A 24,697-nucleotide genomic window follows, 5' to 3' on the forward strand; every position below is an offset into this window, starting at 1 on the left:
AGGATTCAAAATTTGAAATAATAAAAAATGGAACGTACGTATCACAAACAAGAAATAAATATGACTGAAGCATTGATGTCCCGCATCAATGAACTAATCAGTCATTATCCTGAAGACAAAAGAAAATCGGCTTTATTGCCTGTTTTGCATGAAGTTCAAGATGCTCATGAGAATTGGTTGAGTATTGAATTAATGAATAAAGTAGCCGAAATCCTTTTGATTAAGCCAATTGAAGTTTATGAAGTAGTTTCGTTTTATACGATGTACAACCAAAGACCAGTTGGAAAATACATGTTTGAATTTTGTCAAACTTCTCCTTGTTGTTTGAATGGAGTAGAGGATTTAATGGATTACACTTGTGAAAAACTAGGTGTAAAAGTAGGTGAGCCTACTCCAGACGGTCTGTTTGAAGTTAGAGGTGTTGAATGTTTAGGTGCTTGTGGTTACGCTCCAATGATGCAATTAGGCGATTTTTACAAAGAACATTTGACGGCAGCAAAAATCGACCAGTTAATTGATGATTGCAAAAACGATACAATAATATTACACGATAAATAATATGTCACAAAAAATATTATTAGACAAAATAAATATTCCAGGAATTAAAACGTACGAAGTATACCGTCAAAACGGTGGTTATGCTTCAGTAGAAAAAGCCTTAAAAACATTAACGCCAGACGAAGTTGTCGAAGAAGTGAAAACTTCAGGATTGCGTGGTCGTGGTGGAGCAGGATTCCCAGCAGGAATGAAATGGAGTTTTATTGATAAAAAATCAGGAAAACCAAGACATTTAGTTTGTAATGCGGATGAATCAGAGCCAGGAACTTTCAAAGACCGTTATTTGATGGAATTTATTCCTCATTTATTGATTGAGGGAATGATTACTTCCAGTTATGCTTTGGGTGCAAACCTTTCTTACATCTACATTCGTGGAGAATACATGTGGGTTTATAAAATATTAGAAAGAGCCATTAATGAAGCAAAAGCTGCTGGATTTTTGGGTAAAAATATATTAGGTTCAGGGTACGATTTAGAACTTTATGTTCATTGTGGTGCCGGAGCTTACATTTGTGGTGAAGAAACTGCATTAATCGAATCTTTGGAAGGAAAAAGAGGAAATCCTCGTATCAAACCACCATTTCCTGCTATTTCAGGACTTTGGGCAAATCCAACGGTTGTAAATAACGTAGAAACAATTGCCGCTGTGCCTTGGATTATCAATAATACAGGTGCGGAATATGCTAAAATTGGTATCGGTCGTTCTACAGGAACCAAATTAATTTCGGCTTCTGGACATATCAAAAATCCTGGTGTTTATGAAATTGAATTAGGTTTAAGTGTTTATGAATTCATGAATTCTGATGAATATTTAGGCGGAATGAGTTCTGACAGACCTTTGAAAGCATTTGTACCGGGAGGAAGTTCTGTTCCCGTTTTACCTGTGAATTTAATTTATAAAACGGCAAACGGTGAAGATCGTTTGATGTCATACGAATCGTTAAGTGACGGTGGATTTGCAACTGGTTCTATGTTAGGATCAGGCGGATTTATTGTTTACAATGATACGTCTTGCATTGTTCGTAATACTTGGAATTTCTCTCGTTTTTACCACCATGAAAGCTGTGGACAATGTTCTCCATGTCGTGAAGGTACTGGTTGGATGGAAAAAGTATTGCACAGAATCGAAAATGGTCACGGTCGTGAAGAAGATATCGATTTGCTATTGAGTATTCAAAGTAAAATTGAAGGAAATACCATTTGTCCTTTAGGTGACGCAGCAGCTTGGCCAGTGGCAGCTGCAATTCGTCACTTTAGAGAAGAGTTTGAATACCATATTCGTTTCCCGGAAAAAATAAAAAATAGAGATCATTTTGTTGCTGAACCTTTCTCCAAAGTCATAATGTCCAATGTCTTAAAGTCATAACGGAAATGGGAAGGTTTAATTCATTTGAAGAAATTAATTCTTGTAAAAAATCAAGGATTTTCAACAAACGGATTTATGAAATAACCAATGGTGCAGAATTTAAAAAAGATTTTGATTTAGTTAGACAAATTAGAAGGGCATCAATTTCAATTTCTTCAAATATTGCAGAAGGATTTGAAAGAAACACGGATAAAGAATTTATATATTTTTTGTACGTGGCTAAAGCATCTTCTGCAGAAGTAAGATCACAATTGTATTTAGCATTGGATTTAAATTATATTACAAAAATAGAATTTGACGAATTATTTGAGAATGTTTCAGATATTTCAAAATTATTAAGTGGATTTATAAAATATTTAAATGACAGTCAAAAGAAGTAAAGTCGAAATGTATTCGACATTAAGACATTTGACTTTAAGACGTTAAGACTTTAAACATGAAAGTAACCATAGACGGTCAAAGCATAGAAGTAGAACCAGGAACAACAATCCTGCAAGCAGCACGTATGATAGGTGGAGAAGTAGTTCCGCCAGCAATGTGCTATTATTCTAAACTAAAAGGTAGCGGTGGAAAATGCCGTTGTTGTTTAGTGGAAGTTTCCAAAGGAAGTGAAGCCGATCCAAGACCAATGCCTAAATTAATGGCATCTTGTGTAACCGGTTGTATGGACGGAATGGAAGTAAATAGTAAATCTTCGCCAAGAGTAACCGAAGCCAGAAAATCAGTAACGGAATTTTTATTGATTAATCACCCGTTAGATTGTCCGGTTTGTGATCAGGCAGGAGAATGTGATTTGCAAAACTTAAGCTTTGAGCACGGGAAATCAGAAACTCGTTTTATCGAAGAAAAAAGAACTTTTGAGCCAGAAAATATTGGTCCAAATATTCAATTGCACATGAACCGTTGTATTCTATGTTACCGTTGCGTAATGGTGGCAGATCAATTGACTGATGATCGTGTACACGGAGTAATGGATAGAGGAGATCATTCTAATATATCAACTTGTATCTCAAAAGCGGTTGATAATGAGTTCTCTGGAAATATGATTGATGTTTGCCCGGTAGGAGCTTTAACTGATAAAACGTTTAGATTTAAATCTAGAGTTTGGTTCAGTAAGCCTTATAATGCACACAGAAATTGCCCTACTTGTTCTGGAAAAACTACCGTTTGGATGTTTGGTGACGAAATCCAACGTGTTACCGGAAGAAAAGACGAATACCATGAAGTAGATGAATTTATTTGTAATGGATGTCGTTTTGATCACAAAGACATTGCAGATTGGACTATTGAAGGACCGAGAGCATTCGAAAAAGATTCGGTTATCAACCAAAATAAATACAACAGAAAATTACAAAAAGTGGAAATCGCTACTGAAGAAAATATCCTTTTAGGTAGAGAAGAAGACCGTAAGAAAATAAGCATGGTCGAAATTCCTTTGACTGAAGAAGACATTATTAATCAAAAAAGCTTGGGTAATAATGGATAGTACTATTATCATAGAAAAAAGTGTCATTATTATTGCAGTTTTTGCTTTGACAATGTTGATGGCAATGTATTCCACTTGGGCTGAACGAAAAGTTGCCGCTTGGCTTCAAGATCGTGTCGGACCAAATAGAGCCGGTCCTTTTGGATTGTTTCAACCGCTTGCCGATGGTTTAAAATTATTCTCAAAAGAAGAATTTGAGCCTAATACACCAAACAGATTTTTGTTTTTTGTAGGTCCGGCAATCGCAATGAGTACCGCTTTAATGACTAGTGCCGTAATTCCTTGGGGAGATAAATTGCATTTGTTTGGAAGAGATATTTTATTGCAGGCCACTGATTTGAACATTGGATTGTTATACTTTTTTGGAGTTGTTTCAGTAGGTGTTTACGGAATCATGATTGGTGGTTGGGCATCTAATAATAAGTTCTCTTTGATGGGTGCAGTTCGTGCTGCTTCGCAAATGGTATCTTATGAAGTTGCCATGGGACTTTCGATGATTGCTTTGTTGATGATGACCGGAACATTGAGTTTAAGAGAGATTTCAGCACAACAAGCAGGTATGAACTGGAATGTTTTTTACCAACCGTTATCTTTTATTATATTTTTAATTTGTGCTTTTGCAGAAACGAACAGAACTCCTTTTGACTTAGCGGAATGCGAAAGTGAATTAATTGGAGGTTATCATACCGAATATTCATCGATGAAAATGGGATTCTATTTATTTGCTGAATATGCTAATATGTTTATTTCTTCTACAATTTTGGCGGTTTTATTCTTTGGAGGATATAATTATCCTGGAATGAGTTGGGCTGTTGAAAACTGGGGTGTAAATATTGCCAACATTATAGGATTTGGTGCTTTGTTTATCAAATTGTGCGGATTCATATTTTTCTATATGTGGGTTCGTTGGACTATTCCAAGATTCAGATACGATCAATTGATGCATTTGGGTTGGAGAATATTAATTCCATTGTCAATTATTAATATTATAATTACTGGAATTGTAATTTTGAGAAGTGAAATTGCAACTTATTTAGGATTTTAATCAGTACCGAAAAAGCCCTAGCCCTGATAGCAGTGGAAATCCTTTTATCCTGAACTTGTTTCAGGATCCTGAAACAAGTTCAGGATAAAAGATTGAAACGAATAGCAGGATTAAGCTTCAAATAAAAATAAAAAATGTCAATAGAAAGTATATCCTTATCGGGAAGAAAAAAGCAAGTCTCTAACAAGGAGATGACTTTTTGGGAAAGAATGTATCTTGTTGCAATTGTCAAAGGTTTGATAATTACAATTCAGCATTTGTTTACTAGAAAAGTAACGATTCAGTATCCGGAGCAAGTACGTGAAATGAGTCCGGTGTATCGCGGTCAACATATGTTGAAACGTGATGAGCAAGGTCGTGAGAACTGTACGGCTTGTGGTTTATGTGCGTTGTCTTGTCCTGCGGAAGCGATTACGATGAAGGCTGAAGAACGCAGAGCAGATGAAAAACATTTGTACAGAGAAGAAAAATATGCGTCGATTTATGAAATCAATATGTTGCGTTGTATTTTTTGTGGATTGTGTGAAGAGGCTTGTCCGAAAGACGCTATTTACTTGACAACTTCGAAAGTTCTGGTTCCTTCAAGCTACGAAAGAGAAGATTTTATCTTTGGAAAAGACAAATTGGTCATGCCGCTTGAAATGGCAATGAAAAACGCTCAACTTAAAAACGCTAACTAATGTCTACGATACTTATAATTTTTTGTGTATTGGCTGCTATCACATTAGCAACCGCATTTTTGACAATTTTTAGCAAAAATCCGATTCACAGTGCTATTTATTTAGTGATTTGTTTCTTTTCGATTGCAGGTCATTATCTATTATTGAATTCTCAATTCTTGGCGATAGTGCATATTATTGTGTATTCTGGAGCGATTATGATTTTGTTTTTATTCACCATCATGTTGATGAATTTAAATGAGGAAAGAGAAGTGCACCGACCTAGAATTACGCGATTAGGAGCTATTGTTTCTTTTTGTTTAATCTGTTTGGTTTTGATAGCTATTTTCATCAACTCAAAACCTATTGTTGGAGAATACGTAACTACCGGCGAAGATTATCAGTCTATAAAAGTATTAGGTAAAATACTGCTGAATGAATATATGGTTCCGTTTGAATTTGCTTCTATATTACTTTTGGTTGCTATGATTGGAACTGTGTTATTGTCTAAAAAAGAAAAATTGCAAAAATAAGATGAACAATATTTTAAACCACATTGGTATTGAAAATTATATATTCCTAAGCGTAATACTTTTTTGTATTGGCGTTTTCGGAGTGTTGTACAGACGAAATGCCATTATCGTATTTATGTCAATTGAAATTATGCTGAATGCAGTAAACTTATTGTTTGTAGCATTTTCAACTTATCATCAAGATGCGCAAGGACAAGTTTTTGTGTTCTTCTCGATGGCTGTTGCTGCGGCAGAAGTTGCGGTAGGATTGGCAATTCTGGTTTCTATCTTTAGAAATTTAGGATCAATTACTATCGATAATTTAAAAAACTTAAAAGGATAAATGGAAATGAATACCAATATAGCTTTAGTTTTAGTTCTCGCTCCTTTTTTAGGATTTTTAATCAATGTTTTCTTTGGCAAAAGCCTTGGGAAATCACTTTCAGGAATAATCGGTACACTTTCAGTGATAGTTTCTTTTATTGCAACTGCTTATTTCTTTAGTGGAATTGCAGCGCAACCGGAAGGAATTTGTATTTCACTTTTTGATTGGATCCAAATCAGTAATTTCAATGTTGATTTTGGATTTCAATTGGATCAATTATCCATTTTGTGGTTGCTTTTCGTAACTGGAATTGGGTCTTTGATTCATTTGTATTCGATCAGTTACATGCACGATGATGAAAATATGCACAAGTTTTTCGCGTATTTGAATCTGTTTATATTCTTCATGATTACTTTGGTAATAGGAAGTAACTTATTAGTGTTGTTCATCGGTTGGGAAGGCGTTGGTCTTTGTTCGTATCTGTTAATTGGATTTTGGCATAAAAACCAAGAGTACAATGACGCTGCAAAGAAAGCATTCATCATGAACCGTATTGGTGATTTAGGGTTGTTAGTGGGGATTTTCATTCTTGGAAATTTATTCTCGACTTTAGATTACGCTACTTTAAAAACGGCTATCGCTGGTGCAACGAATCTTGATATGTATTGGCTTTCTGTTGCTGCTTTCGCTTTATTTATTGGAGCTTGTGGTAAATCAGCACAAATTCCATTGTATACTTGGTTACCGGATGCGATGGCAGGTCCAACACCAGTTTCTGCATTGATTCACGCAGCTACAATGGTAACTGCAGGGATATTTATGATTACAAGATTGAATTTCTTATTTGATTTAACTCCAGATGTACAATCTATAATTGCAATTGTTGGAGCTGTTACTGCTTTAGTTGCTGCAACCATTGGTTTGGTTCAAAATGATATCAAGAAAGTATTGGCTTATTCTACCGTTTCTCAATTAGGGTTAATGTTTTTGGCTTTAGGTTTAGGCGCTTATGAAGTGGCTGTTTTCCACGTAATCACGCACGCTTTCTTCAAAGCTTGTTTGTTCTTGGGTTCAGGTTCTGTAATTCATGCTTTGCACGGAGAACAAGACATGCGAAACATGGGTGGTTTGAAAAAAGCGATGCCAATTACTTTTGCAACAATGTTGATTGCTTCTTTAGCAATTTCAGGAGTTCCATTATTCTCTGGGTTTTTCTCGAAAGACGAAATCTTATTAGTGGCTTTCCATCATAATATTCCGTTATGGGTTGTGGCTTCGGTTGCTTCTATAATGACTGCTTTTTATATGTTCCGTTTGATGTTTTTAACGTTCTTCCAAGAATTCAGAGGAACCGCAGAACAAAAACATCATTTGCACGAAAGTCCTTCTTTGATTACTATTCCTTTGATTGTTTTAGCAATTTTGGCAACTATCGGTGGTTTGATTAGTTTACCAGGAAACAGTTGGTTGAATCATTATCTGATTCCAATTTTACCAAAATTAGCAACCGCTGAACACCATTTAGGAACTACTGAATATATCTTGATGGCCATTGCTGTTGTGGGTGGATTAGTAGGAATTGGTATTGCTTACGCCAAATACATCAAACAAAATACAGTTCCGACTGAAGATGCTGAAATTACAGGATTTTCTAAAGTGCTTTACAATAAATATTATGTTGATGAATTTTATGACGCTATTTTTGTTAAACCAATTAATTTCTTGTCTCGTTTTTTCAGAGACACTGTAGAAACTGGTTTGTCAGCTTTAGTTTTTGGATTCGGAAAAGTTACCAACGAAATAAGTTACCAAGGAAAGAAAATACAAAATGGAAGCATTGGTCTTTATCTTTTTGTTTTCGTATTAGGGCTTTGTGCCATTGTTTCTTATTTATTTTTAGCTCAATAATCTTATACTATGAATGTATCTCTAATATTAATTATACTTTTGGTTGGTGCGTTTGCAACTTTTCTTGCAGGCGATAAACTGGCTTCAAAAGTGGCTTTGTTCTTTGGATTAGCTGCTGCAGGCGCTTCTATTGTATTATTAAATCACTATAATTTAGGTGAAAATATCAGTTTCATCAACCAGTGGATTACGCAGCCTAATATTTCTTTTGCTCTAAAAGCAGATGGATTATCAATGGCAATGCTGTTATTGACCACAGTTTTGACTCCAATAATTATATTTTCCTCTTTTGGAAATGACTATAAAAATTCAAAATCATTTTATGCTTTAATCTTGTTTATGGCGTTTGCAATGGCAGGAACTTTCTTGGCATCAGATGGTTTGTTGTATTATATTTTCTGGGAATTAGCATTGATTCCTATTTACTTTATTGCCTTAATTTGGGGTAACGGAGATACTGAAGAACGCAAAAAAGCGGTAGTTAAATTCTTTATCTACACACTTGCAGGTTCTTTATTTATGTTGGTTGCTTTTATTTACATGTATCAAAAAGCAGGAAGTCTTTTATTAGAAGTTTTATACAAGTTGAACTTATCAGCAACGGAACAATTGTGGATATTCTTGGCTTTCTTCTTGGCGTATGCCATTAAGATTCCATTAATTCCTTTTCACACTTGGCAAGCAAATGTGTATCAAAAAGCACCAACTGTTGGGACAATGCTTTTGTCTGGTATCATGCTAAAAATGGGATTGTACAGTGTTATCCGTTGGCAATTGCCATTGGCGCCATTGGCAGCCAAAGAATACATGTATATTTTCATAGGACTTGGAATTGCAGGTGTCATTTACGGATCTATCGTAGCATTGAAACAAAAAGATTTAAAGAAATTATTAGCGTATTCTTCTTTGGCTCACGTTGGTTTGATTGCAGCCGGAACCTACACTTTGACATTAGACGGATTGCGTGGAGCAGTTTTACAAATGATTGCACACGGATTTGTAGTTGTTGGATTGTTTTATGCAGCTGAAATTATTTTCAGAAGATACGAGACCAGAGCGATTGCTGAAATGGGCGGCATTCGTACACAATCACCAAAATTCACTTCGATGTTTTTGATTTTGGTATTGGCATCTGTTGCTTTGCCTACTACTTTTAACTTTATTGGAGAATTCACCGTTTTATACAGTCTTTCACAAATTAATATTTGGTTTGCCATTTTAGGAGGAACTACCATAATTTTAGGAGCGTATTATATGTTGAAAATGTTTCAACATGCAATGTTGGGAGAAACCAATTCTAAAGTTTTTGCTGATGTAACGATCAATGAAGGAATAACATTGGTACTTATAATTGGTGTTTTATTCTTTTTTGGGATGTATCCAAAACCAATTACCGATCTGATTACTCCAAGTCTGGAAGAAATTTTAACTCAAATAAACCGAATTAACTAAGTCAAATAAAAAATGAATACATTAATAGCTATAATAGGATTAGGTGTTTTATGCCTTTTATTTGAAATTTTTAATTTAAGGAAAGCCATTGTTCCTATAACAATACTAGGATTATTGGGAGTCTTGGGTTTAACTATATCTGAATTTAATTCTACGGAGAGTTACTACAATAACATGATTGTTGTGAGTAAATTTTCTAGTACTTTTTCGTCTTTGTTTATTGTGCTTACCATTTTCTTAGTGGCCTTAGGACATAACTTTTACGAAAATCATCAATCTAAAATCTCTGATTATATTGCCATAAAAATATTTTTATTGGCAGGAGCAGTGGCGATGGTTTCTTTTGGGAACTTAGCAATGTTCTTTTTAGGAATTGAAGTATTATCAATTGCGCTTTATATTCTTGCGGCAAGTGATCGTATGAATTTAAAAAGTAACGAAGCTGGAATGAAATATTTCTTGATGGGATCTTTTGCTTCGGGAATCATTCTGTTTGGTATCTGTTTAATTTACGGAGCCATGGGAAGTTTTGATGTTACTGAAATCAGTGAATTATCACAATCAGCTGAATTGCCGGTTTGGTTTCCAATAGGAATTGTATTGGTAACAATCGGAATGTTATTTAAAGTTGCTGCAGTTCCATTTCATTTCTGGGCACCGGACGTTTACGAAGGTTCTCCAGCGTTGACAACGGCATTAATGAGCACTTTAGCGAAAGTAGTTGCGATGGCGACTTTGTACAAATTATTATCTGTTATGAATGCAGATGTTTCAGAGTCATTCAAAATTATTGTAGTCGTGATTTCTATGGCTTCGATGACAGTTGGTAATATTATGGCATTGAGACAAACGAATGTAAAACGTATGTTGGCTTTTTCAGGGGTTTCTCATGCTGGTTTTATGTTGATGACTTTATTGAGTTTGTCTACATCAGCAGGAAGTTTGTTGTATTATGCCTCAGCGTATTCTTTATCAGGAATCGCAGCTTTTAGTGTGATTTTATACGTTTGTAAAAATAGAGACAACGAAGATGTGGTTAATTTCCACGGATTAGGAAAAACAAATCCATTATTAGCAGCCATTCTTACGGCAGCTTTACTTTCTATGGCTGGTATTCCAATTTTTGCCGGATTCTTTGCTAAGTTGGTTTTGTTCAATCAAACGATTCAAGCGGGTTACTTGGCTTTAGTAATTGTAGCTGTAGTAAATTCCATTATAAGCGTTGGTTACTACTTCAAATTAATTTTGGCGATATACACGAAAGAACCAAATGAAGAACGAAAAGGAACTCCGGTTATTATTTATGCTGTTGCTGTTATAGCAATTGTATTGAATATTGCATTAGGTTTGTACCCTTCATTTGTGTTGGATTTATTGGCATAAACCAAAGTTTTTTAAATATACAGAAAACCATCAAGAGCAATTTTGATGGTTTTTTTTATTGGACATTGGTATAATAGGAATGAGCACGTATTGTAAGTTTATGTGATTAGGTTTATATTTTTAGTGTAAATATTAAAATGATTAGCAAATGAATGTGCTTTGAAATTATTAATTAGCTTATGTTTGTTGAAAATATTATAATAATCTTTTTGAAGATATGGAGCAAACAAAATTAAACGTTCTTATTCCTAATGAGGAAGATAAAAAGGGTAAAACTACCAGAGAAAAGGTAAAAAACACATACACAGAAGAATTATTTTTAGGAATATGTGCACCAATAGGTTCAATGAAAGATAATGTTATATCGTCAATAACAAAAATCTTAAAAGAAACTTATAATTACGAAATTCAAATTTTAAAATTAACTGATTATATTGAAAAATATAAAACACAAGAATATGCGCAAAGAGCTGGAAAAACTGAGGCTTATTCTAAATTAGTCTATAAAATTGATGAGGGTAACGCTATAAGGTCAAAATATAATAATAAATCGGTTTTAGTTGAACTTGCAATAAAAGATATACATAATGCCCGAATAAGCCAAACAAAAACTTTAGAAGCTATACCAAAACCAGAAGAATATAAGAGCAGAAGGATATGTTTTATATTTAATTCGATCAAAAATATAGAAGAACTTTTACTACTGAGACAAATTTACACTGATAACTTTTATCAATTTAGCATATTCTCACCACAAGATGAGAGAGAAACAAATTTGAGAGAAAAAGATTTATCGCCATCGGAAATAAAAAATATTGTTGAAACTGATGATTATGATAATATAAGCTATGGTCAAAACGTAAGAGGAACATTTACTGAAGGAGATTTCTTTTTAAGAGTTTCTAATGAAAATTTAGATAAGTTAGATGATAAAATTAAGAGATATCTAAATCTAATTTTTGAAAGTTCAATCGTCACTCCTACAGCTGACGAGATTGCAATGTATGCTGCAAAATCAGCAGCGGGAAATTCAGCATGTCTATCAAGACAAGTTGGCGCAGCAATTACAACTAAAAAAGGAAATTTAATTTCTACTGGGTGGAATGACGTACCTAAATTTGGTGGAAATTTGTATACCGAAGGGGATATGAGTGATTCAAGATGCATAACAACTGGCCTTTGTAGTAATGACGCACAGAAAGATATTCTTGTAGAGAGTATTGTAGAAACATTAAAAAGCGATATTGAGTTAAGTACGATTTTTAATGATGAAAAAGGGTTTGTTGATCTTAAAAAGATTAATCTGTTTACTTCAAAATTAAGGTTTTCTAAGATTAAAGATTTGATAGAATTTTCTCGTTCAGTTCATGCTGAAATGCATGCTATAATTACAGGAAGTCAATTATCCGGAAGCAAAATGGTAAATGGGAAGTTATTTTGTACAACATACCCTTGTCATAATTGTGCAAAACATATAATTGCTGCAGGCATAAAAGAAGTATATTATATTGAACCATACATTAAAAGTTTATGTCTAACTTTGCACAATGATGCAATAACTGAAGATGAGAATAGTAAAGATAAAGTTAGAATTTTAATATTTGATGGAGTAGCACCTAGAAAATATCTAAACTTTTTCACTAACTTTACAGAGAGGAAAGACAAATCAGGAAGAATGATTAAGAAAAATTTCAAAACAATAACTCCTAAAGTATCAAAATCACTTCAAGCATTACCTACTTTAGAAGCTCAAGCAATTCATTCTCTAGAGCAATGTGGATTATTAAAAATTGATTAATATGGAAAAAGACAAAAAAAACGAAGTTAAAATCCAATCAAAAAACACCCAATTCTCTTTAGAGTTTTCGAATAATCCTATAGTAAATCAAAAAGCTAATCAACCTGGAATCGAAAGTTCAAGGATTATTTCATTGTCTGATTATAAATCTTCAGACAAAGGTCAAACTGACTATTCAAATTTAGTTCTAAAATTAACTAAGTCATTTTAATCAAAACACCTCTTAAATTGAGGTGTTTTTTTGCTACAGAATTTATCAGTTACTCAAATTGTTTGTAATATACAACTTCATTGATAAAACTGTGCAATTATCTCTGACCTTTCCTTTATAAGTTGTATTTATAAATTATTTTGAACAATTACCTATCTATCAATTCCTAATAAAAGCACAATATCGAATTGATTCCAAACTACTTTTATTAAATTTGTATATACAAATGATTTAATCGTTTACTAAATAAAGAAAGATGGCAAATACATTAAAAATACAAATTTGGTCGGATATCATGTGTCCGTTTTGTTATATTGGAAAAAGAAGAATTGAAGGTGCGCTACAAAATTTTGAACATAAAGATGCAGTTCAAATTGAATGGAAAAGCTTTCAGCTAGACGCTGGCTTTGTTGCTTCTCCCGAGGACAATATGGTAGAGCATTTGGCAGAAAAATATAGAAAAGATACTGATTGGGCTCAAGAGATGCTTGACAATATGACCCAGAATGCTAAAAATTCAGGTTTGGATTTTCATTTTGAAAAAGCGATTATGGCCAATTCATTACATGCGCATCGCTTGTTGCATTTGGCGAAAAAGTATAATATGGCAAATGATTTAGAGGAATTACTGTTCAAAGCCTATTTGACCGATGGTAAGAATATTAATGATTTGAATACATTGAAGGCATTGGGACTGGAAGTAGGACTGAATGCTGAAGCGATTGATGAAGTATTGCATTCTGATGCTTATAAAAATGAAGTACAGCAGGACATTGCAGCAGCACAATCTATCCGTGTTCAAGGGGTTCCTTTCTTTGTTTTCGATAATAAATATGCTATTTCGGGTGCGCAACATGTTGAAACATTTGTGAAAACACTAGAGAAAGTATGGGAAGAAGGAAAGTTTGATTCAAAAGTAACGCTATTAAATGCTACCGATGGAGACAGCTGCGGAATCGATGGTTGTGATTAAAACTATAAACCTTTTTATTCTAAATTCTCAGAAGCAATAAAAAATCAGTAATTATGAGTGAAAGTACAAAAGTAATCCGTTGGGGAATATTGGGATGTGGAAATGTTACCGAACTGAAAAGTGGTCCTGCATACCAGAAAACTGATGGCTTTGAAGTGGTTGCAGTAATGCGAAGAGATACGGATAAAGCTGCAGATTATGCTAAAAGACACGGAATTAGTAAGTATTACACGAATGCTGATGATTTGATTAATGATCCTGAGATTGATGCGATTTACATTGCTACGCCTCCGGATGTTCATAAGTTTTACGGACTGAAGGTGGCCGAAGTCGGAAAGATATGCTGTATCGAAAAACCTTTGGCTCCAAATTACCAAGACAGTCTAGATATTTATAATGCTTTTCAAGAAAAAAATATTCCTTTGTTTGTTGCCTATTACCGTCGGACATTACCTCGTTTTGAACAAGTGAAAACGTGGTTAGATACAGGTTGCATTGGTGAAATCAGGCACATAAGATGGCATTTGAGTAAATCGGCAAATGCTAAAGATTTATCTGGAGAATACAATTGGCGAACTGATGCCACGATTGCTACAGGCGGTTATTTTGATGATTTAGCAAGTCACGGTCTGGATTTATTCACACATTTATTAGGAAATATAAAAGAGGTCTCCGGATTAAGTCTCAATCAACAAGGATTCTATTCGGCTAAAGATGCAGCGACTGCCTGTTGGTTGCATGAGTCAGGAATTACCGGCTCAGGAAGTTGGAATTTTGGTTGCTATGAACGTGAAGATAAAGTGGAGATTTTTGGGAGTAAAGGAAAAATAACATTTTCTGTATTTGAAAATGATCCTCTGGTACTTTCGAACGAAGCGAGGCAAACTGAGGTATTCATTGAACATCCTGAAAACATACAGTTGTATCATGTTCAGCAAATGCGAGAAGACCTTTTGGGGAACAGTAAACACCCTTCTACAGGTTTAACAGGAGCTCATACGAGCTGGGTTATGGATAAGATTATTGGGAATCTTTAGTGTTTTTCAATTGTTTAAAACCCAAAAAAAAGGCTGTCTAATAAAGACAGCCTCATAATTACTACAATTTATTTAATCACTATTTGGTAGCAACTGTTTCGCTAAATGTTTTACCATTGTAGGTTATCTCAAACGTATATTTACCGTTATGAGCGCTACTCAAGTCAAATATTTTACCTACATAAAGATTAGCAGTTAAAGTTTCTTTATACACTTCAGTTTGATCTGAGTTGTAAACAGCAACAGTAACCGGAACTTTTTCAAGGTTTAAAACATTAACAGTAACGATTCCGTTTTTGTTTACCACAACTGGTTTGTACACTTCAGAAATAGCATTGGCAGACAATTTTGCTTTGTTACCTACTACCTCAATTTTATACTTTGAAATTTTAAGAGCACTTTCTGCTTTCAAGAAGTAGATTCCGTCTGGCAAAGCAGTCAAATCGTATGTTCTGTTGATGTTATCTTCAGAAGTTACTTTTTCCTGATAGATCAAACCGTCATTGGTGTCATAAATAGACAAATCAATTTTCTTAATCTCTTTCAAACTAAAACTTACAGTTTTTCCTTCTTCTTTTATTAAATCCAGTGAAAAATCTGCGTTTCCTGCATGTGCTTGTACGGCAGTCAATACTATTGCTGCTAACACTAAACTAAATTTTAAAATCTTTTTCATAATTGTAATTTTTTAGATTTATAATGATATTTATCTGATGCTAAATTAGCCTAACCTATTCAGTATGAGTAGTGCTGAATTTTCTATTTTGTGTGCTATTTTACCTTTTACGAAATCGATTAAGGTTAAAAAAGTTAATCGAGTGTCTATTTTCGATAATTTTGTGCTAATTCTAAATACGTATTCGTATGAAAATTATACCACCAGCTTTTGAAATTATTGCTCCATCCTTTGGGAGTTCTTTTTCTTTTTCGAAATATGTTGAAAATACCAACAGCAAAGCACACTTGTGGCATTATCATCCTGAAATAGAACTGGTTTTTGTTAATGGGGGTTCTGGAAAACGCCAGATAGGAAGTCATATTTCATATTATACCGATGGTGATTTGATTCTGATAGGAAGTAATTTACCCCATTGTGGGTTTACCAATGAAGAAACCGGAAACAAAAATGAAACGGTCATACAGATGAAACCGGATTTCTTGGGGAATGGATTTTTTGATATTTCCGAAATGACCAATATTAGGAATCTTTTTAGTCAAGCCAAAGCCGGAATTGCTTTTGAAGGTGAAACTAAAAGAAATATCGGAAAGAAAATAGAATCGATGGAAGAACAGTCGCATTTTGAAAGACTGTTGACCATGTTGAGTATTCTGAATGAGTTGGAACTGTCCAAAGAATCTACCGTTTTGAATGCCGATGGATTTTCGATGGAAATGCAAATGCAGGATAATGACCGCATCAATGCTGTTTTTAATTATGTAAAAGATAATTTTCAGGAACATATTACGCTCGAACAAGTTTCGGAATTGGTGAGTATGACGGAACCTTCCTTTTGTAGGTATTTTAAAAAAATAACTAATAAAACCTTTACCAAATTTGTAAATGATTACCGCTTGGTTCACGCCTCAAAATTGCTGGCTGAAAAGCCCATCAGTATTTCTGAGATATGTTATGAAAGTGGTTTTAATAATTTCAGTTACTTCAATAAATCATTCAAAGAATTTACAGGTAAAAGTGCTTCGCAATACCGTCAAGAACTGAAGTCGGTGCTGAAGTAAATAAGAGCTTTAAGTGCCTGGATTTTTTCTGCTACAATTTTATGCAGTAGTCAGAATGGGAAAAACTATTTAGGATAACTCGCTATAAATTATTTTGTCGTTAAAAATGATTTTTATTGCTGAAGAATTTCTCTCAAGTACTGTGTTTAGTGCTTTTTTTATTTTACAAAAGTAAAAATACATAGTAATATTTTTTTAATACGGAAATAATGGATGTGTTTTAACGGATTTTTATGTTTTTAATCGATTTTTTATTTTTAAAATTATTTTTAAGATCAAATGATAATAAATGTTGTATTTTCGGTTTTTTTTTTCATTTTTATGATTTCATTAGGAAATATTTAACGGATTTAGAAAAAATATCCAGATTCAAATTAGGCTTTTTTGAATATAGATTACAGCAATTTCAGGATAGTTTGTGCTAATTTTTTCGGTATATCATCATAAAGTATTTTTAAGAATATAAAAAATACTATCATATTTATCTTAGTTTGTTTAAATTTTCAACAAAACTTTCATTTTAAAAATGCAAAACCATAGGGTTTGTAAAAAATATAAAATGTATGTACAACTTTACTAGAAATTTATTTTATTTCATAAAACATAAATTTATTTTTCAAAATTATAACATACTTTAAATGCATATCTGTGATAATAAAATATAATTTCGAAAAATATTAACACATCAACTATGAATAATAAATACTTAAGCAAAATAAATATTAAAAATAAAAAATTTAGTTTAATACTTTTGATTTCAAATTTTTTTTATAAGTTTTGGTGTAATAAGTCAAATATAAATACTTATACTTCGTCAAGTAAAGCAACTTTAAAAGTTGTTTCATTTGGACAAAAGGGAGCTTTAGGAAATGTGGATCCTTCATCATGATGAACAATAAATAATATTTTAAAAAAATATTTGAAAATTTTGATGGGAATCAAATCAATGATTTTTTTGAAAAAATCGATAATCATTAGGTGGGTTTTTCTGAAAATAAAACGAAGAGCTGAAACTGCTTTAGATTTTATCGAGTAAAGAAATTAGGTTGAAGTCGATTGAAAAAGTATATAGTTGTATTTTATTTAAACGGTAATTTTTTGTAAAATAAAGCAAAATTAATATGCATTTAAACGTTGTAAAGTTAGATGTAATCTATTTTTTTACACTCAAAATTTTATATGGTTATTGTTTATTCAAATTTAACAAACTATTTTAAAAAATAAATAGTTTAAATTAAAATTTTAACAATTTGCAGGCATTAAGTGTAATTAATTTACATTAGTTAGGTTACTTTTGTTTTATCTATCTATCAAAAAAAGGCATTAATAATATTGGCTCTAATAAACTTACATAAATGAAAAACTTTACTAACTTAAAATTTGTAAAAATCAAGTACATTGATAAAATATTTGTTTTAATTTTTATTTTCTTTTATAGTTTTGGGATATCCCAAAATTTTCAAAATGTAGCTATAACAGGTGTAATTTCAGGTAGCGGTACCAATAATGCTTTATTTAGTGCTACTTCTCCTACTATTCCACTGCTTGCTAGAGTTAGGGCGCAGAGAATAGCGGGGCCTCAAGCAGGAACTTTCACACAAAATGGAGATAATATTGTTTATACCCATGGCGCTGGAGGTACTGGAATACCAAATAATAAATCAAGAATACGTTTTACATTTTTAAGATCAGATGGCGTAACACCAATACCTGTAAGCGATTTCAGATTTGTTATTAATGATATTGATGGCCCCAACAATGAAGCTTTAGCCACGGATTGTGGTTCTTCAGTACGATTTGCCGGTACAGCTGATCCTACAAGGATACTCATTGACAAAACACCACCAGATCTTAATGCTACTGGTACCGCCACTGAATCAGGAGCTGCTCCCAGCAGAGTAATGTTTGAATTTAATGATATTTCAAGCATTGAATTTGATAATTATGCTAATAACGGTTTTCTGAAGGAATTTGATATGAATCAAAATAATTTTGCTATTACTTTGCCTTTATATTCAGTTTGCTTGCAAGATTCGGACGGAGATGGTAAAAATGACGCTATTGATTTAGATGATGATAATGACGGTATTTTAGATTCTGTTGAAGCTGGTGGAAATAATCCAAATGGCGATCAAGATGGTGATGGTTTGCCTAACTATTTAGATACAACAAATAACAGTGGACAATCAGCCACATATACTGCAAATGCTGACGGTTCAGTGACCAACTATACCGACGCAGATGGTGATGGTGTTCCAGATGTATATGAGTCAAGTTCAGATTCTGACCCTTTACCTAATCATTTAGATTTAGACTCAGATAATGATGGTTGTTCAGATTCCAACGAATATTATAATTCTTCAACGGCTGATGGTGGAGGCGGGCAATATGGTTCAGGATCAGATCCAGCTCCTACTAACGCCAATGGAACAGTAATTGCTGCTTCGTACACTGGCACATATACCAATGTAATTACTGTTGGTAATTTGATAACAGTTCAACCTGCTAATCAGGTGACATTTTTTAATGGCAATGCTGCTTTTTCAGTAACAATTCCATTTTCAGGCACTATTCAATACCAATGGCAAGAAAGTACTAATGGAGGTACAGTGTGGTCTAATATTTCAGATACGGGAATATATTCAGGAACAGCAACATCTTCTTTAAATCTAACAGGAGTAACTTTAACACAGAATGGTTATGATTATAGAGTAATTATAACAAAAAGTGATTATGTGTGTGGGAATGTTGTTTCAACATCAGCAGATTTGATAGTAAACCCACAATCCAATGTTGGAATCACTAAAACCTCTAGTACAGCTACACCAAATGTAGGGTCAGATGTCATCTTCACCTTAACAGCCAGCAATGCTGGACCAAGTTCAGCAACAGGAGTTTCTGTTACCGATGCACTTCCATCGGGCTATACGTTTGTAAGTGCGACAACAGCAACAGGAACGTACACTAGTGGTACAGGAGTGTGGAGTGTAGGCACCTTAGCCAATGGAGCGAGTGCAACTTTAAACATCACCGCCACAGTAAATGCATCAGGCAGTTATGCTAATACAGCAACAATAGCAGCCAATGAAGCCGATCCAACACTAGGGAATAATACCTCGACCAATACACCAACACCAGTGCCACAGGCGAATGTAAGCGTTGTTAAAACAGTAAACAATGCTACCCCAAATGTGGGTAGCAATGTTGTATTCACAATTGTAGCGAGTAATGCAGGACCAAGTGCAGCAACAGGTGTAAACGTTAATGATTTATTGCCGTCAGGATATACTTTTGTGAGTTCAACAGGAACCACAGGTACGTATAACAGCGGAACAGGAGTTTGGGCTGTCGGAAGTATCGCCAATGGTGCAAGTCAAACTTTAACAATAACAGCAATTGTTAATTAGTAATAATAAAAACCTATTTGATTATCAGTAATTAATCCTAATTAATAACAAGTGTTACATATGAAAAAAAAGCGATGAATTTATTCAGATTTACAGCAAATTTTGGGAGTGAAGAATCTCGCAGACTTCATATTAAAGAAGAGAAAGATAAAGTCGAAGTTCCAATGTAAAAGCGGATGCAAAGAACATTTTTGGATAAAAAGCAGATGGAGTTATGAATGTAAAAAATGTAGAAGTAGAACATCATTACTAAGTGGTACGATAATACAAAGCTCTAATTTATCAATTTTGATTTGGGACAGAACCATGTTCTTATTAACGGCAACTAAAAAAGAATTTTCCAGTAAAGAAATTCAAAAAAAATTGGTATTGAAGCGATACGGACCCGATTGGTACATGGTTCATAGGTTGCGAAAAGTAATGGGTAATAGAGATGCTCTTTATACTTTGGAAGGAATGATTGAGATTGATGAAGGATATTTTACAATTGAATTTACAGAAATAGAACAAGAGAAAGGAATTCGTGGACATGGTGCTATTGGGAAATCTAACGTTGCAATTATGGCTGAGTCAACTATTTTAGAAGAAGTTGAAACAGGTAAAAAATCAAATCAATGCGGTATTGTAAAGCAAAGATCTTGACAGCTAACACATCAGAACTAATAAATCAAACAATTCAGGAATCCTTTTGGCAAAAAAGTATTACTTTTACAGACAAAAGCACATCATATATAGATGTTGCAGATTACGAGGAAATTCATATTACTGAAAAATCAAATAAAGCAACAAGTACAGAAGCTTTAAAGTGGGTGCATATTGCAATTAGTAATACCAAAAGAAATTTTCAAGGAACTTGTCATTAAATTAATGGCAAATATCTTGCAACTGTACCAAAAAAAGTTCGTTTACGAGCTTAGTAGAACATATTTTGAAGAAAAGTTATTCGATAGGTTAGTAATAGCAAGCATTACAGGATTATGACTAAAAACGGACAAGCAAAAAATATTTAATTTGTGTATTAGCAGTGTTAATTTAACTTTGGTAATAAGTGATTAAAGAATAAAAAAAATTAAAAATTCTCATTAATTAATGGAATGTAACATTGTTAAATTTGCAGACTAACTGATTCTTAAACATAAAGGTAAATTTCATGAAGAAAAATTTACAATTTTTTATACTATTCTTTTTTTTTATTTTAGGATTTCATGTTTTCTCCCAAACTAAAACTATAGCTCCTGGGTCAAAAATTATAAACATGGGAATAACACCTCAAACAATTTCAAACGGTTTAAAGCCTTATGGACTAGTATACAATTTATTAGACATACAAAAAACACCAGTTTTATGGTCAATAAATCCAACAAAATTTAAAGATGATATTGATTTTACAGTAGATGGAATTAACTTTAGAGGAGGAACTTTTGTGGTCGAAGCTCAGTATGCATCGGCACCTAATGTGGTTACTGCCATTAACAATTTTATTGCTCAAGGTGTTGTTATTCATACAACATTAACTACCGTAACAATACCCATATATAAGGAATTGAAGGTTTTCCCGAGATGGGTTTTAGATTCAGATAATGGTTCAATCGCATCTGCTTATTTGGTTAACGCCGGTATACCGGTTACGGCATACAGGTCTGCATTACCTACTGGATTAAATTTGTGCGATGATTTATTCATACTACCTCATGCAGATCCTACATGGGCTACTCATGGATTACCTCTGTTAAATTGGAACGCACCAATTGCTAATGGTGGTAATGCTGGTTGGTTGTGGGCAGCTTGTCATGCTGTGAGTGTGCTTGAGAATTTAGGGAATACATTTCCCGGAGCAACTCAAAGAACAAATTTCTTATCAGTAAACGGGCTTTGGAAGTATACTGGTGGTTCTGGTAATGGATTTGACAATGCTGTTTCAGGAGCTATAAATCCTCAACATAATAACACTCAAACACCACCATTTAATAATCCACCTTTATACCCAACAGATCCTGTAATGCAATATATGGGAATTTCAGATGGTGCTCATAATGCTGGTTCAGAAAAAATTTATGTACCCACAAATGGTTGGAGATCTTCTACAAAAGTTTCAGTTTTTGATCCAGATCATCCGCAAATGCCTACAGGTTTATTTCCTAATCAAACCGCGTTAATTGCTTATGGGTATGCGTTTGGTGATTCAAATAGAGGAAAAGTAATGTATGAAGGTGGTCATGATCACGATAATGGTACTGTAGCAGAAAACGTAGCAGCACAAAGAGCTTTTTTGAACTTTTCATTTGATGCTCCTTCAGGTAAGTCTCCTGTAATTACAGCAAATACTCCACCACCATCACAATTAAATCAATCTCAAACTGTAGCTATGAGCGTTGTTTCATCAGATAGTCAGGGTGGTTCAGTATCATATCAATGGACTTCATCTTGTGGTGGTTCTTTTTCTGCTCCTACATCTGGAAACACAAATTTTACCGCGCCACCACTTAATCCGGGTGATGCAAATTTAAATTGTGTTATTTCTGTTACAGTAACTGACGCATGTTCTAGAAAATCATTTGAATCATATTCTGTAATTATTAAAGCACCACCTGCACCGCCAGTGGCAAATGATGATAGTTATTCAACATACAGTTCAAATGTATTATTAATTAATCCTTTACTTAATGATACAGATTTTAATAACAATATTAATCCATCTTCATTATCTAATACTTCACCTTTAGCGGTTGCAGGTGGTGTATTTAGTATTAATACAGATGGGACAGTTACATTTACTCCAACTTCAGGATTTTCAGGAACAGCTATTTTAGATTATCAAATATGTGATTCAACTCCAGCAATAGACGGCGGACCATTGTGTGATACAGCAAGAATAACCATAAATGTAACTGCATCACCATGTGTTTCACCGCAAATTGTTTCATCAACAACGGCTTATGCAACTGCAGTAACTTCATCAACAACTTGGACAGCAACTACAGCTAATGCTTTAAATGCACCCGATGCTTTAGGGTCATTATCAAATGGTAATGGTGTTTTAGTTTTAGATCTTGGTGCAGGTAATCAAGCATTAGTTGGTTCTCAAATTCAGTTTAGAATTTTCACAAACAATGGTAGTATTCAAACAGGCACCATTGATGCCTCAACCAATACAACTTTTCCTGTGGCGCCAATCACAGTTACAACAACTGCTGCTGGAGTTTTAGCATCTCCAAATGTATTTATATATAATGTAACACAACCTGGCACAAGATATGTTAGAATTACAACAAACACTAACAGATTTGGTGTTGAATCTATAACATATCAAAGATTACTTTGTGTTACTCCATCGGCTGACTTGTCTATATTGAAAACAGTAAACAACCCTACACCAAACATAGGTAGTAATGTTATTTTTACTTTAACAGCCAATAATGCTGGACCAGATTCAGCAACCGGAGTAACAGTCAATGATTTGTTACCATCGGGCTATACTTTTGTAAGTGCAACCGCATCAACAGGCACGTACACAAGTGGTACAGGAGTGTGGAGTGTAGGCACCTTAGCCAATGGATCAAGTGCAACTTTAAACATCACCGCTACGGTAAACGCAACAGGAAGCTATGCCAATACAGCGACTATTGCAGCCAACGAAGCTGACCCAACACCAGGGAATAATACATCAACTAGTACACCAGTACCGGTTCCACAAGCCAATGTAAGCGTAGCTAAAACAGTAAACAACCCTACACCTAACGTAGGTAGCAATGTCATCTTCACCTTAACAGCGAGCAATGCCGGACCAAGTTCAGCAACAGGAGTTTCTGTTACCGATGCACTTCCAGCGGGTTACACCTTTGTAAGTGCAACCGCATCAACAGGGACGTACTCAAGCGGAACAGGTATTTGGTCAATAGGCACCTTAGCCAATGGAGCAAGTGCAACTTTAAACATCACCGCTACGGTAAATGCAACAGGCAGTTATGCCAATACGGCGACTATTGCAGCCAACGAAGCCGATCCAACACCAGGAAACAATACATCAACTAGCACACCAGTACCGGTTCCACAAGCCAATGTAAGCGTAGCTAAAACAGTAAACAACCCTACACCAAACGTAGGCAGCAATGTCATCTTCACTTTAACAGCAAGCAATGCCGGACCAAGTTCAGCAACTGGAGTTTCTGTTACCGATGCACTTCCATCGGGTTATACCTTTGTAAGTGCAACCGCATCAACAGGCACGTACACTAGTGGAACAGGAGTGTGGAGTGTAGGCACCTTAGCCAATGGAGCAAGTGCAACTTTAAACATCACCGCTACGGTTAATGCTCTATAATATATGCCAATACAACAACGATATAGACTTTGTTATTTTAAAATTCTGTTAACAAAAAAATTATTAAATCATTAAATAATGAAAAAAATTCTATTTTATTTTATAATTCTTTTTCTTGCACAATCAATACAAGCTCAAACTTACACCAATGTAGCTACGATTAGTGCAACAGAAGCCGACCCAACCCCAGCAAATAACACTTCGAGCATTACACCAATACCGGTTCCACAATCCAATGTAAGCGTAGCTAAAACAGTAGATAACCCTACACCAAACGTAGGCAGCAATGTCATCTTCACCTTAACAGCGAGCAATGCCGGACCAAGTTCAGCAACGGGAGTTTCTGTTACCGATGCACTTCCAGCAGGTTATACTTTTGTAAGTTCAACCGCATCAACAGGCACGTACACTAGTGGTACAGGAGTGTGGAGTGTAGGCACCTTAGCCAATGGAGCAAGTGCAACTTTAAACATCACCGCTACGGTAAACGCAACAGGCAGTTATGCTAATACAGCAACA

Annotated in this window: 20 protein-coding genes and 1 pseudogene; 20 read left to right on the forward strand and 1 reads right to left on the reverse strand. The window is 34.3% G+C overall.

The window, feature by feature from the left end; genetic code table 11:
- The first annotated feature begins 27 nt into the window (after positions 1 to 27).
- The 15 genes from QLS31_RS13115 to QLS31_RS13185 all read left to right on the forward strand — a co-directional run bounded on the left by QLS31_RS13115 (position 28) and on the right by QLS31_RS13185 (position 14,713).
- A complete protein-coding gene (locus QLS31_RS13115) occupies positions 28 to 558 on the forward strand; it encodes an NAD(P)H-dependent oxidoreductase subunit E (RefSeq protein WP_282744233.1) in 531 nt (176 codons plus the stop codon).
- A 1-nt stretch (position 559) separates the two neighbouring features.
- The gene (gene nuoF / locus QLS31_RS13120; protein ID WP_282744234.1) at positions 560 to 1,924 is read left to right on the forward strand and encodes an NADH-quinone oxidoreductase subunit NuoF; all 1,365 of its coding nucleotides are present in this window, start codon (positions 560 to 562) and stop codon (positions 1,922 to 1,924) included.
- Positions 1,925 to 1,929: 5 nt separating this feature from the next.
- Complete coding sequence (locus QLS31_RS13125) at positions 1,930 to 2,304, forward strand: four helix bundle protein (protein WP_282744235.1); 375 nt, start codon at positions 1,930 to 1,932, stop codon at positions 2,302 to 2,304.
- A gap of 56 nt (positions 2,305 to 2,360) precedes the next feature.
- Complete coding sequence (locus QLS31_RS13130; RefSeq protein ID WP_121340741.1) at positions 2,361 to 3,410, forward strand: 2Fe-2S iron-sulfur cluster-binding protein; 1,050 nt, start codon at positions 2,361 to 2,363, stop codon at positions 3,408 to 3,410.
- Positions 3,403 to 4,455 carry an NADH-quinone oxidoreductase subunit NuoH gene (nuoH, locus tag QLS31_RS13135; protein ID WP_099713775.1) on the forward strand — a complete coding sequence of 351 codons (1,053 nt, stop codon included), beginning with the start codon at positions 3,403 to 3,405 and terminating at the stop codon, positions 4,453 to 4,455. The genes QLS31_RS13130 and nuoH overlap by 8 nt, the downstream gene beginning before the upstream one ends.
- A gap of 134 nt (positions 4,456 to 4,589) precedes the next feature.
- Positions 4,590 to 5,135, forward strand: a complete 546-nt coding sequence (locus QLS31_RS13140) for an NADH-quinone oxidoreductase subunit I (protein WP_091172451.1) — start codon at positions 4,590 to 4,592, stop codon at positions 5,133 to 5,135.
- On the forward strand, positions 5,135 to 5,647 hold the full coding sequence (locus QLS31_RS13145; RefSeq protein ID WP_091172454.1) for an NADH-quinone oxidoreductase subunit J: 513 nt from the start codon (positions 5,135 to 5,137) through the stop codon (positions 5,645 to 5,647). The genes QLS31_RS13140 and QLS31_RS13145 overlap by 1 nt, the downstream gene beginning before the upstream one ends.
- A 1-nt stretch (position 5,648) precedes the next feature.
- Entirely contained in the window at positions 5,649 to 5,969 is a 321-nt protein-coding gene (gene nuoK / locus QLS31_RS13150) for an NADH-quinone oxidoreductase subunit NuoK (protein ID WP_066079401.1), read from the forward strand.
- A 6-nt stretch (positions 5,970 to 5,975) separates the two neighbouring features.
- A complete protein-coding gene (nuoL, locus tag QLS31_RS13155; protein WP_282744236.1) occupies positions 5,976 to 7,859 on the forward strand; it encodes an NADH-quinone oxidoreductase subunit L in 1,884 nt (627 codons plus the stop codon).
- 9 nt (positions 7,860 to 7,868) lie between these two features.
- The gene (locus QLS31_RS13160) at positions 7,869 to 9,311 is read left to right on the forward strand and encodes an NADH-quinone oxidoreductase subunit M (RefSeq protein WP_282744237.1); all 1,443 of its coding nucleotides are present in this window, start codon (positions 7,869 to 7,871) and stop codon (positions 9,309 to 9,311) included.
- A 12-nt stretch (positions 9,312 to 9,323) separates the two neighbouring features.
- Positions 9,324 to 10,694: an NADH-quinone oxidoreductase subunit N gene (locus QLS31_RS13165; RefSeq protein ID WP_282744238.1), complete on the forward strand. Its 1,371-nt coding sequence runs from the start codon at positions 9,324 to 9,326 to the stop codon at positions 10,692 to 10,694.
- Between the two features lie 217 nt (positions 10,695 to 10,911).
- Positions 10,912 to 12,492: an anti-phage dCTP deaminase gene (locus tag QLS31_RS13170; RefSeq protein WP_282744239.1), complete on the forward strand. Its 1,581-nt coding sequence runs from the start codon at positions 10,912 to 10,914 to the stop codon at positions 12,490 to 12,492.
- 1 nt (position 12,493) lies between these two features.
- Complete coding sequence (locus QLS31_RS13175; RefSeq protein WP_282744240.1) at positions 12,494 to 12,703, forward strand: hypothetical protein; 210 nt, start codon at positions 12,494 to 12,496, stop codon at positions 12,701 to 12,703.
- Between the two features lie 256 nt (positions 12,704 to 12,959).
- Positions 12,960 to 13,676, forward strand: a complete 717-nt coding sequence (locus QLS31_RS13180) for a DsbA family oxidoreductase (protein ID WP_282744241.1) — start codon at positions 12,960 to 12,962, stop codon at positions 13,674 to 13,676.
- A 53-nt stretch (positions 13,677 to 13,729) separates the two neighbouring features.
- Positions 13,730 to 14,713 (forward strand): Gfo/Idh/MocA family oxidoreductase, encoded by a 984-nt coding sequence (locus QLS31_RS13185; protein ID WP_282744242.1) that lies wholly within the window; start codon positions 13,730 to 13,732, stop codon positions 14,711 to 14,713.
- Positions 14,714 to 14,792: 79 nt separating this feature from the next.
- On the opposite strand, the gene QLS31_RS13190 is transcribed toward QLS31_RS13185, so the two are convergent.
- Complete coding sequence (locus QLS31_RS13190) at positions 14,793 to 15,389, reverse strand: hypothetical protein (RefSeq protein ID WP_282744243.1); 597 nt, start codon at positions 15,387 to 15,389, stop codon at positions 14,793 to 14,795.
- Positions 15,390 to 15,577: 188 nt separating this feature from the next.
- Between QLS31_RS13190 and QLS31_RS13195 the strand changes: the two genes are divergently transcribed.
- The 5 genes and pseudogenes from QLS31_RS13195 to QLS31_RS13215 all read left to right on the forward strand — a co-directional run.
- On the forward strand, positions 15,578 to 16,450 hold the full coding sequence (locus tag QLS31_RS13195) for an AraC family transcriptional regulator (RefSeq protein ID WP_282744244.1): 873 nt from the start codon (positions 15,578 to 15,580) through the stop codon (positions 16,448 to 16,450).
- A gap of 1,355 nt (positions 16,451 to 17,805) precedes the next feature.
- Complete coding sequence (locus QLS31_RS13200) at positions 17,806 to 19,857, forward strand: hypothetical protein (protein ID WP_282744245.1); 2,052 nt, start codon at positions 17,806 to 17,808, stop codon at positions 19,855 to 19,857.
- Between the two features lie 74 nt (positions 19,858 to 19,931).
- A pseudogene (locus QLS31_RS13205) lies at positions 19,932 to 20,838 on the forward strand (IS1595 family transposase).
- A gap of 274 nt (positions 20,839 to 21,112) precedes the next feature.
- The gene (locus QLS31_RS13210) at positions 21,113 to 24,178 is read left to right on the forward strand and encodes an Ig-like domain-containing protein (protein WP_282744246.1); all 3,066 of its coding nucleotides are present in this window, start codon (positions 21,113 to 21,115) and stop codon (positions 24,176 to 24,178) included.
- A 78-nt stretch (positions 24,179 to 24,256) separates the two neighbouring features.
- On the forward strand, positions 24,257 to 24,697 hold a 441-nt coding region (locus QLS31_RS13215), incomplete at its 3' end, for a DUF11 domain-containing protein (RefSeq protein ID WP_282744247.1).

It is taken from the genome of Flavobacterium sp. XS2P24, assembly GCF_030010285.1.
Classification (GTDB): domain Bacteria; phylum Bacteroidota; class Bacteroidia; order Flavobacteriales; family Flavobacteriaceae; genus Flavobacterium; species Flavobacterium algoritolerans.

What these genes read in the sequence shown, in the direction of transcription:
- QLS31_RS13125 (WP_282744235.1), top strand. Translation starts at nt 1,930, where the DNA reads ATGGGAAGGTTTAATTCATTTGAAGAAATTAATTCTTGTAAAAAATCA.
- QLS31_RS13180 (WP_282744241.1), top strand. Translation starts at nt 12,960, where the DNA reads ATGGCAAATACATTAAAAATACAAATTTGGTCGGATATCATGTGTCCG.
- QLS31_RS13195 (WP_282744244.1), top strand. Translation starts at nt 15,578, where the DNA reads ATGAAAATTATACCACCAGCTTTTGAAATTATTGCTCCATCCTTTGGG.
- QLS31_RS13200 (WP_282744245.1), top strand. Translation starts at nt 17,806, where the DNA reads ATGAAAAACTTTACTAACTTAAAATTTGTAAAAATCAAGTACATTGAT.
- nuoK (WP_066079401.1), top strand. Translation starts at nt 5,649, where the DNA reads ATGAACAATATTTTAAACCACATTGGTATTGAAAATTATATATTCCTA.
- QLS31_RS13210 (WP_282744246.1), top strand. Translation starts at nt 21,113, where the DNA reads ATGGGAATAACACCTCAAACAATTTCAAACGGTTTAAAGCCTTATGGA.
- QLS31_RS13165 (WP_282744238.1), top strand. Translation starts at nt 9,324, where the DNA reads ATGAATACATTAATAGCTATAATAGGATTAGGTGTTTTATGCCTTTTA.
- nuoF (WP_282744234.1), top strand. Translation starts at nt 560, where the DNA reads ATGTCACAAAAAATATTATTAGACAAAATAAATATTCCAGGAATTAAA.
- QLS31_RS13170 (WP_282744239.1), top strand. Translation starts at nt 10,912, where the DNA reads ATGGAGCAAACAAAATTAAACGTTCTTATTCCTAATGAGGAAGATAAA.
- QLS31_RS13115 (WP_282744233.1), top strand. Translation starts at nt 28, where the DNA reads ATGGAACGTACGTATCACAAACAAGAAATAAATATGACTGAAGCATTG.
- nuoH (WP_099713775.1), top strand. Translation starts at nt 3,403, where the DNA reads ATGGATAGTACTATTATCATAGAAAAAAGTGTCATTATTATTGCAGTT.
- QLS31_RS13130 (WP_121340741.1), top strand. Translation starts at nt 2,361, where the DNA reads ATGAAAGTAACCATAGACGGTCAAAGCATAGAAGTAGAACCAGGAACA.
- QLS31_RS13145 (WP_091172454.1), top strand. Translation starts at nt 5,135, where the DNA reads ATGTCTACGATACTTATAATTTTTTGTGTATTGGCTGCTATCACATTA.
- QLS31_RS13160 (WP_282744237.1), top strand. Translation starts at nt 7,869, where the DNA reads ATGAATGTATCTCTAATATTAATTATACTTTTGGTTGGTGCGTTTGCA.
- QLS31_RS13140 (WP_091172451.1), top strand. Translation starts at nt 4,590, where the DNA reads ATGTCAATAGAAAGTATATCCTTATCGGGAAGAAAAAAGCAAGTCTCT.
- nuoL (WP_282744236.1), top strand. Translation starts at nt 5,976, where the DNA reads ATGAATACCAATATAGCTTTAGTTTTAGTTCTCGCTCCTTTTTTAGGA.
- QLS31_RS13185 (WP_282744242.1), top strand. Translation starts at nt 13,730, where the DNA reads ATGAGTGAAAGTACAAAAGTAATCCGTTGGGGAATATTGGGATGTGGA.
- QLS31_RS13190 (WP_282744243.1), bottom strand. Translation starts at nt 15,389, where the DNA reads ATGAAAAAGATTTTAAAATTTAGTTTAGTGTTAGCAGCAATAGTATTG.
- QLS31_RS13175 (WP_282744240.1), top strand. Translation starts at nt 12,494, where the DNA reads ATGGAAAAAGACAAAAAAAACGAAGTTAAAATCCAATCAAAAAACACC.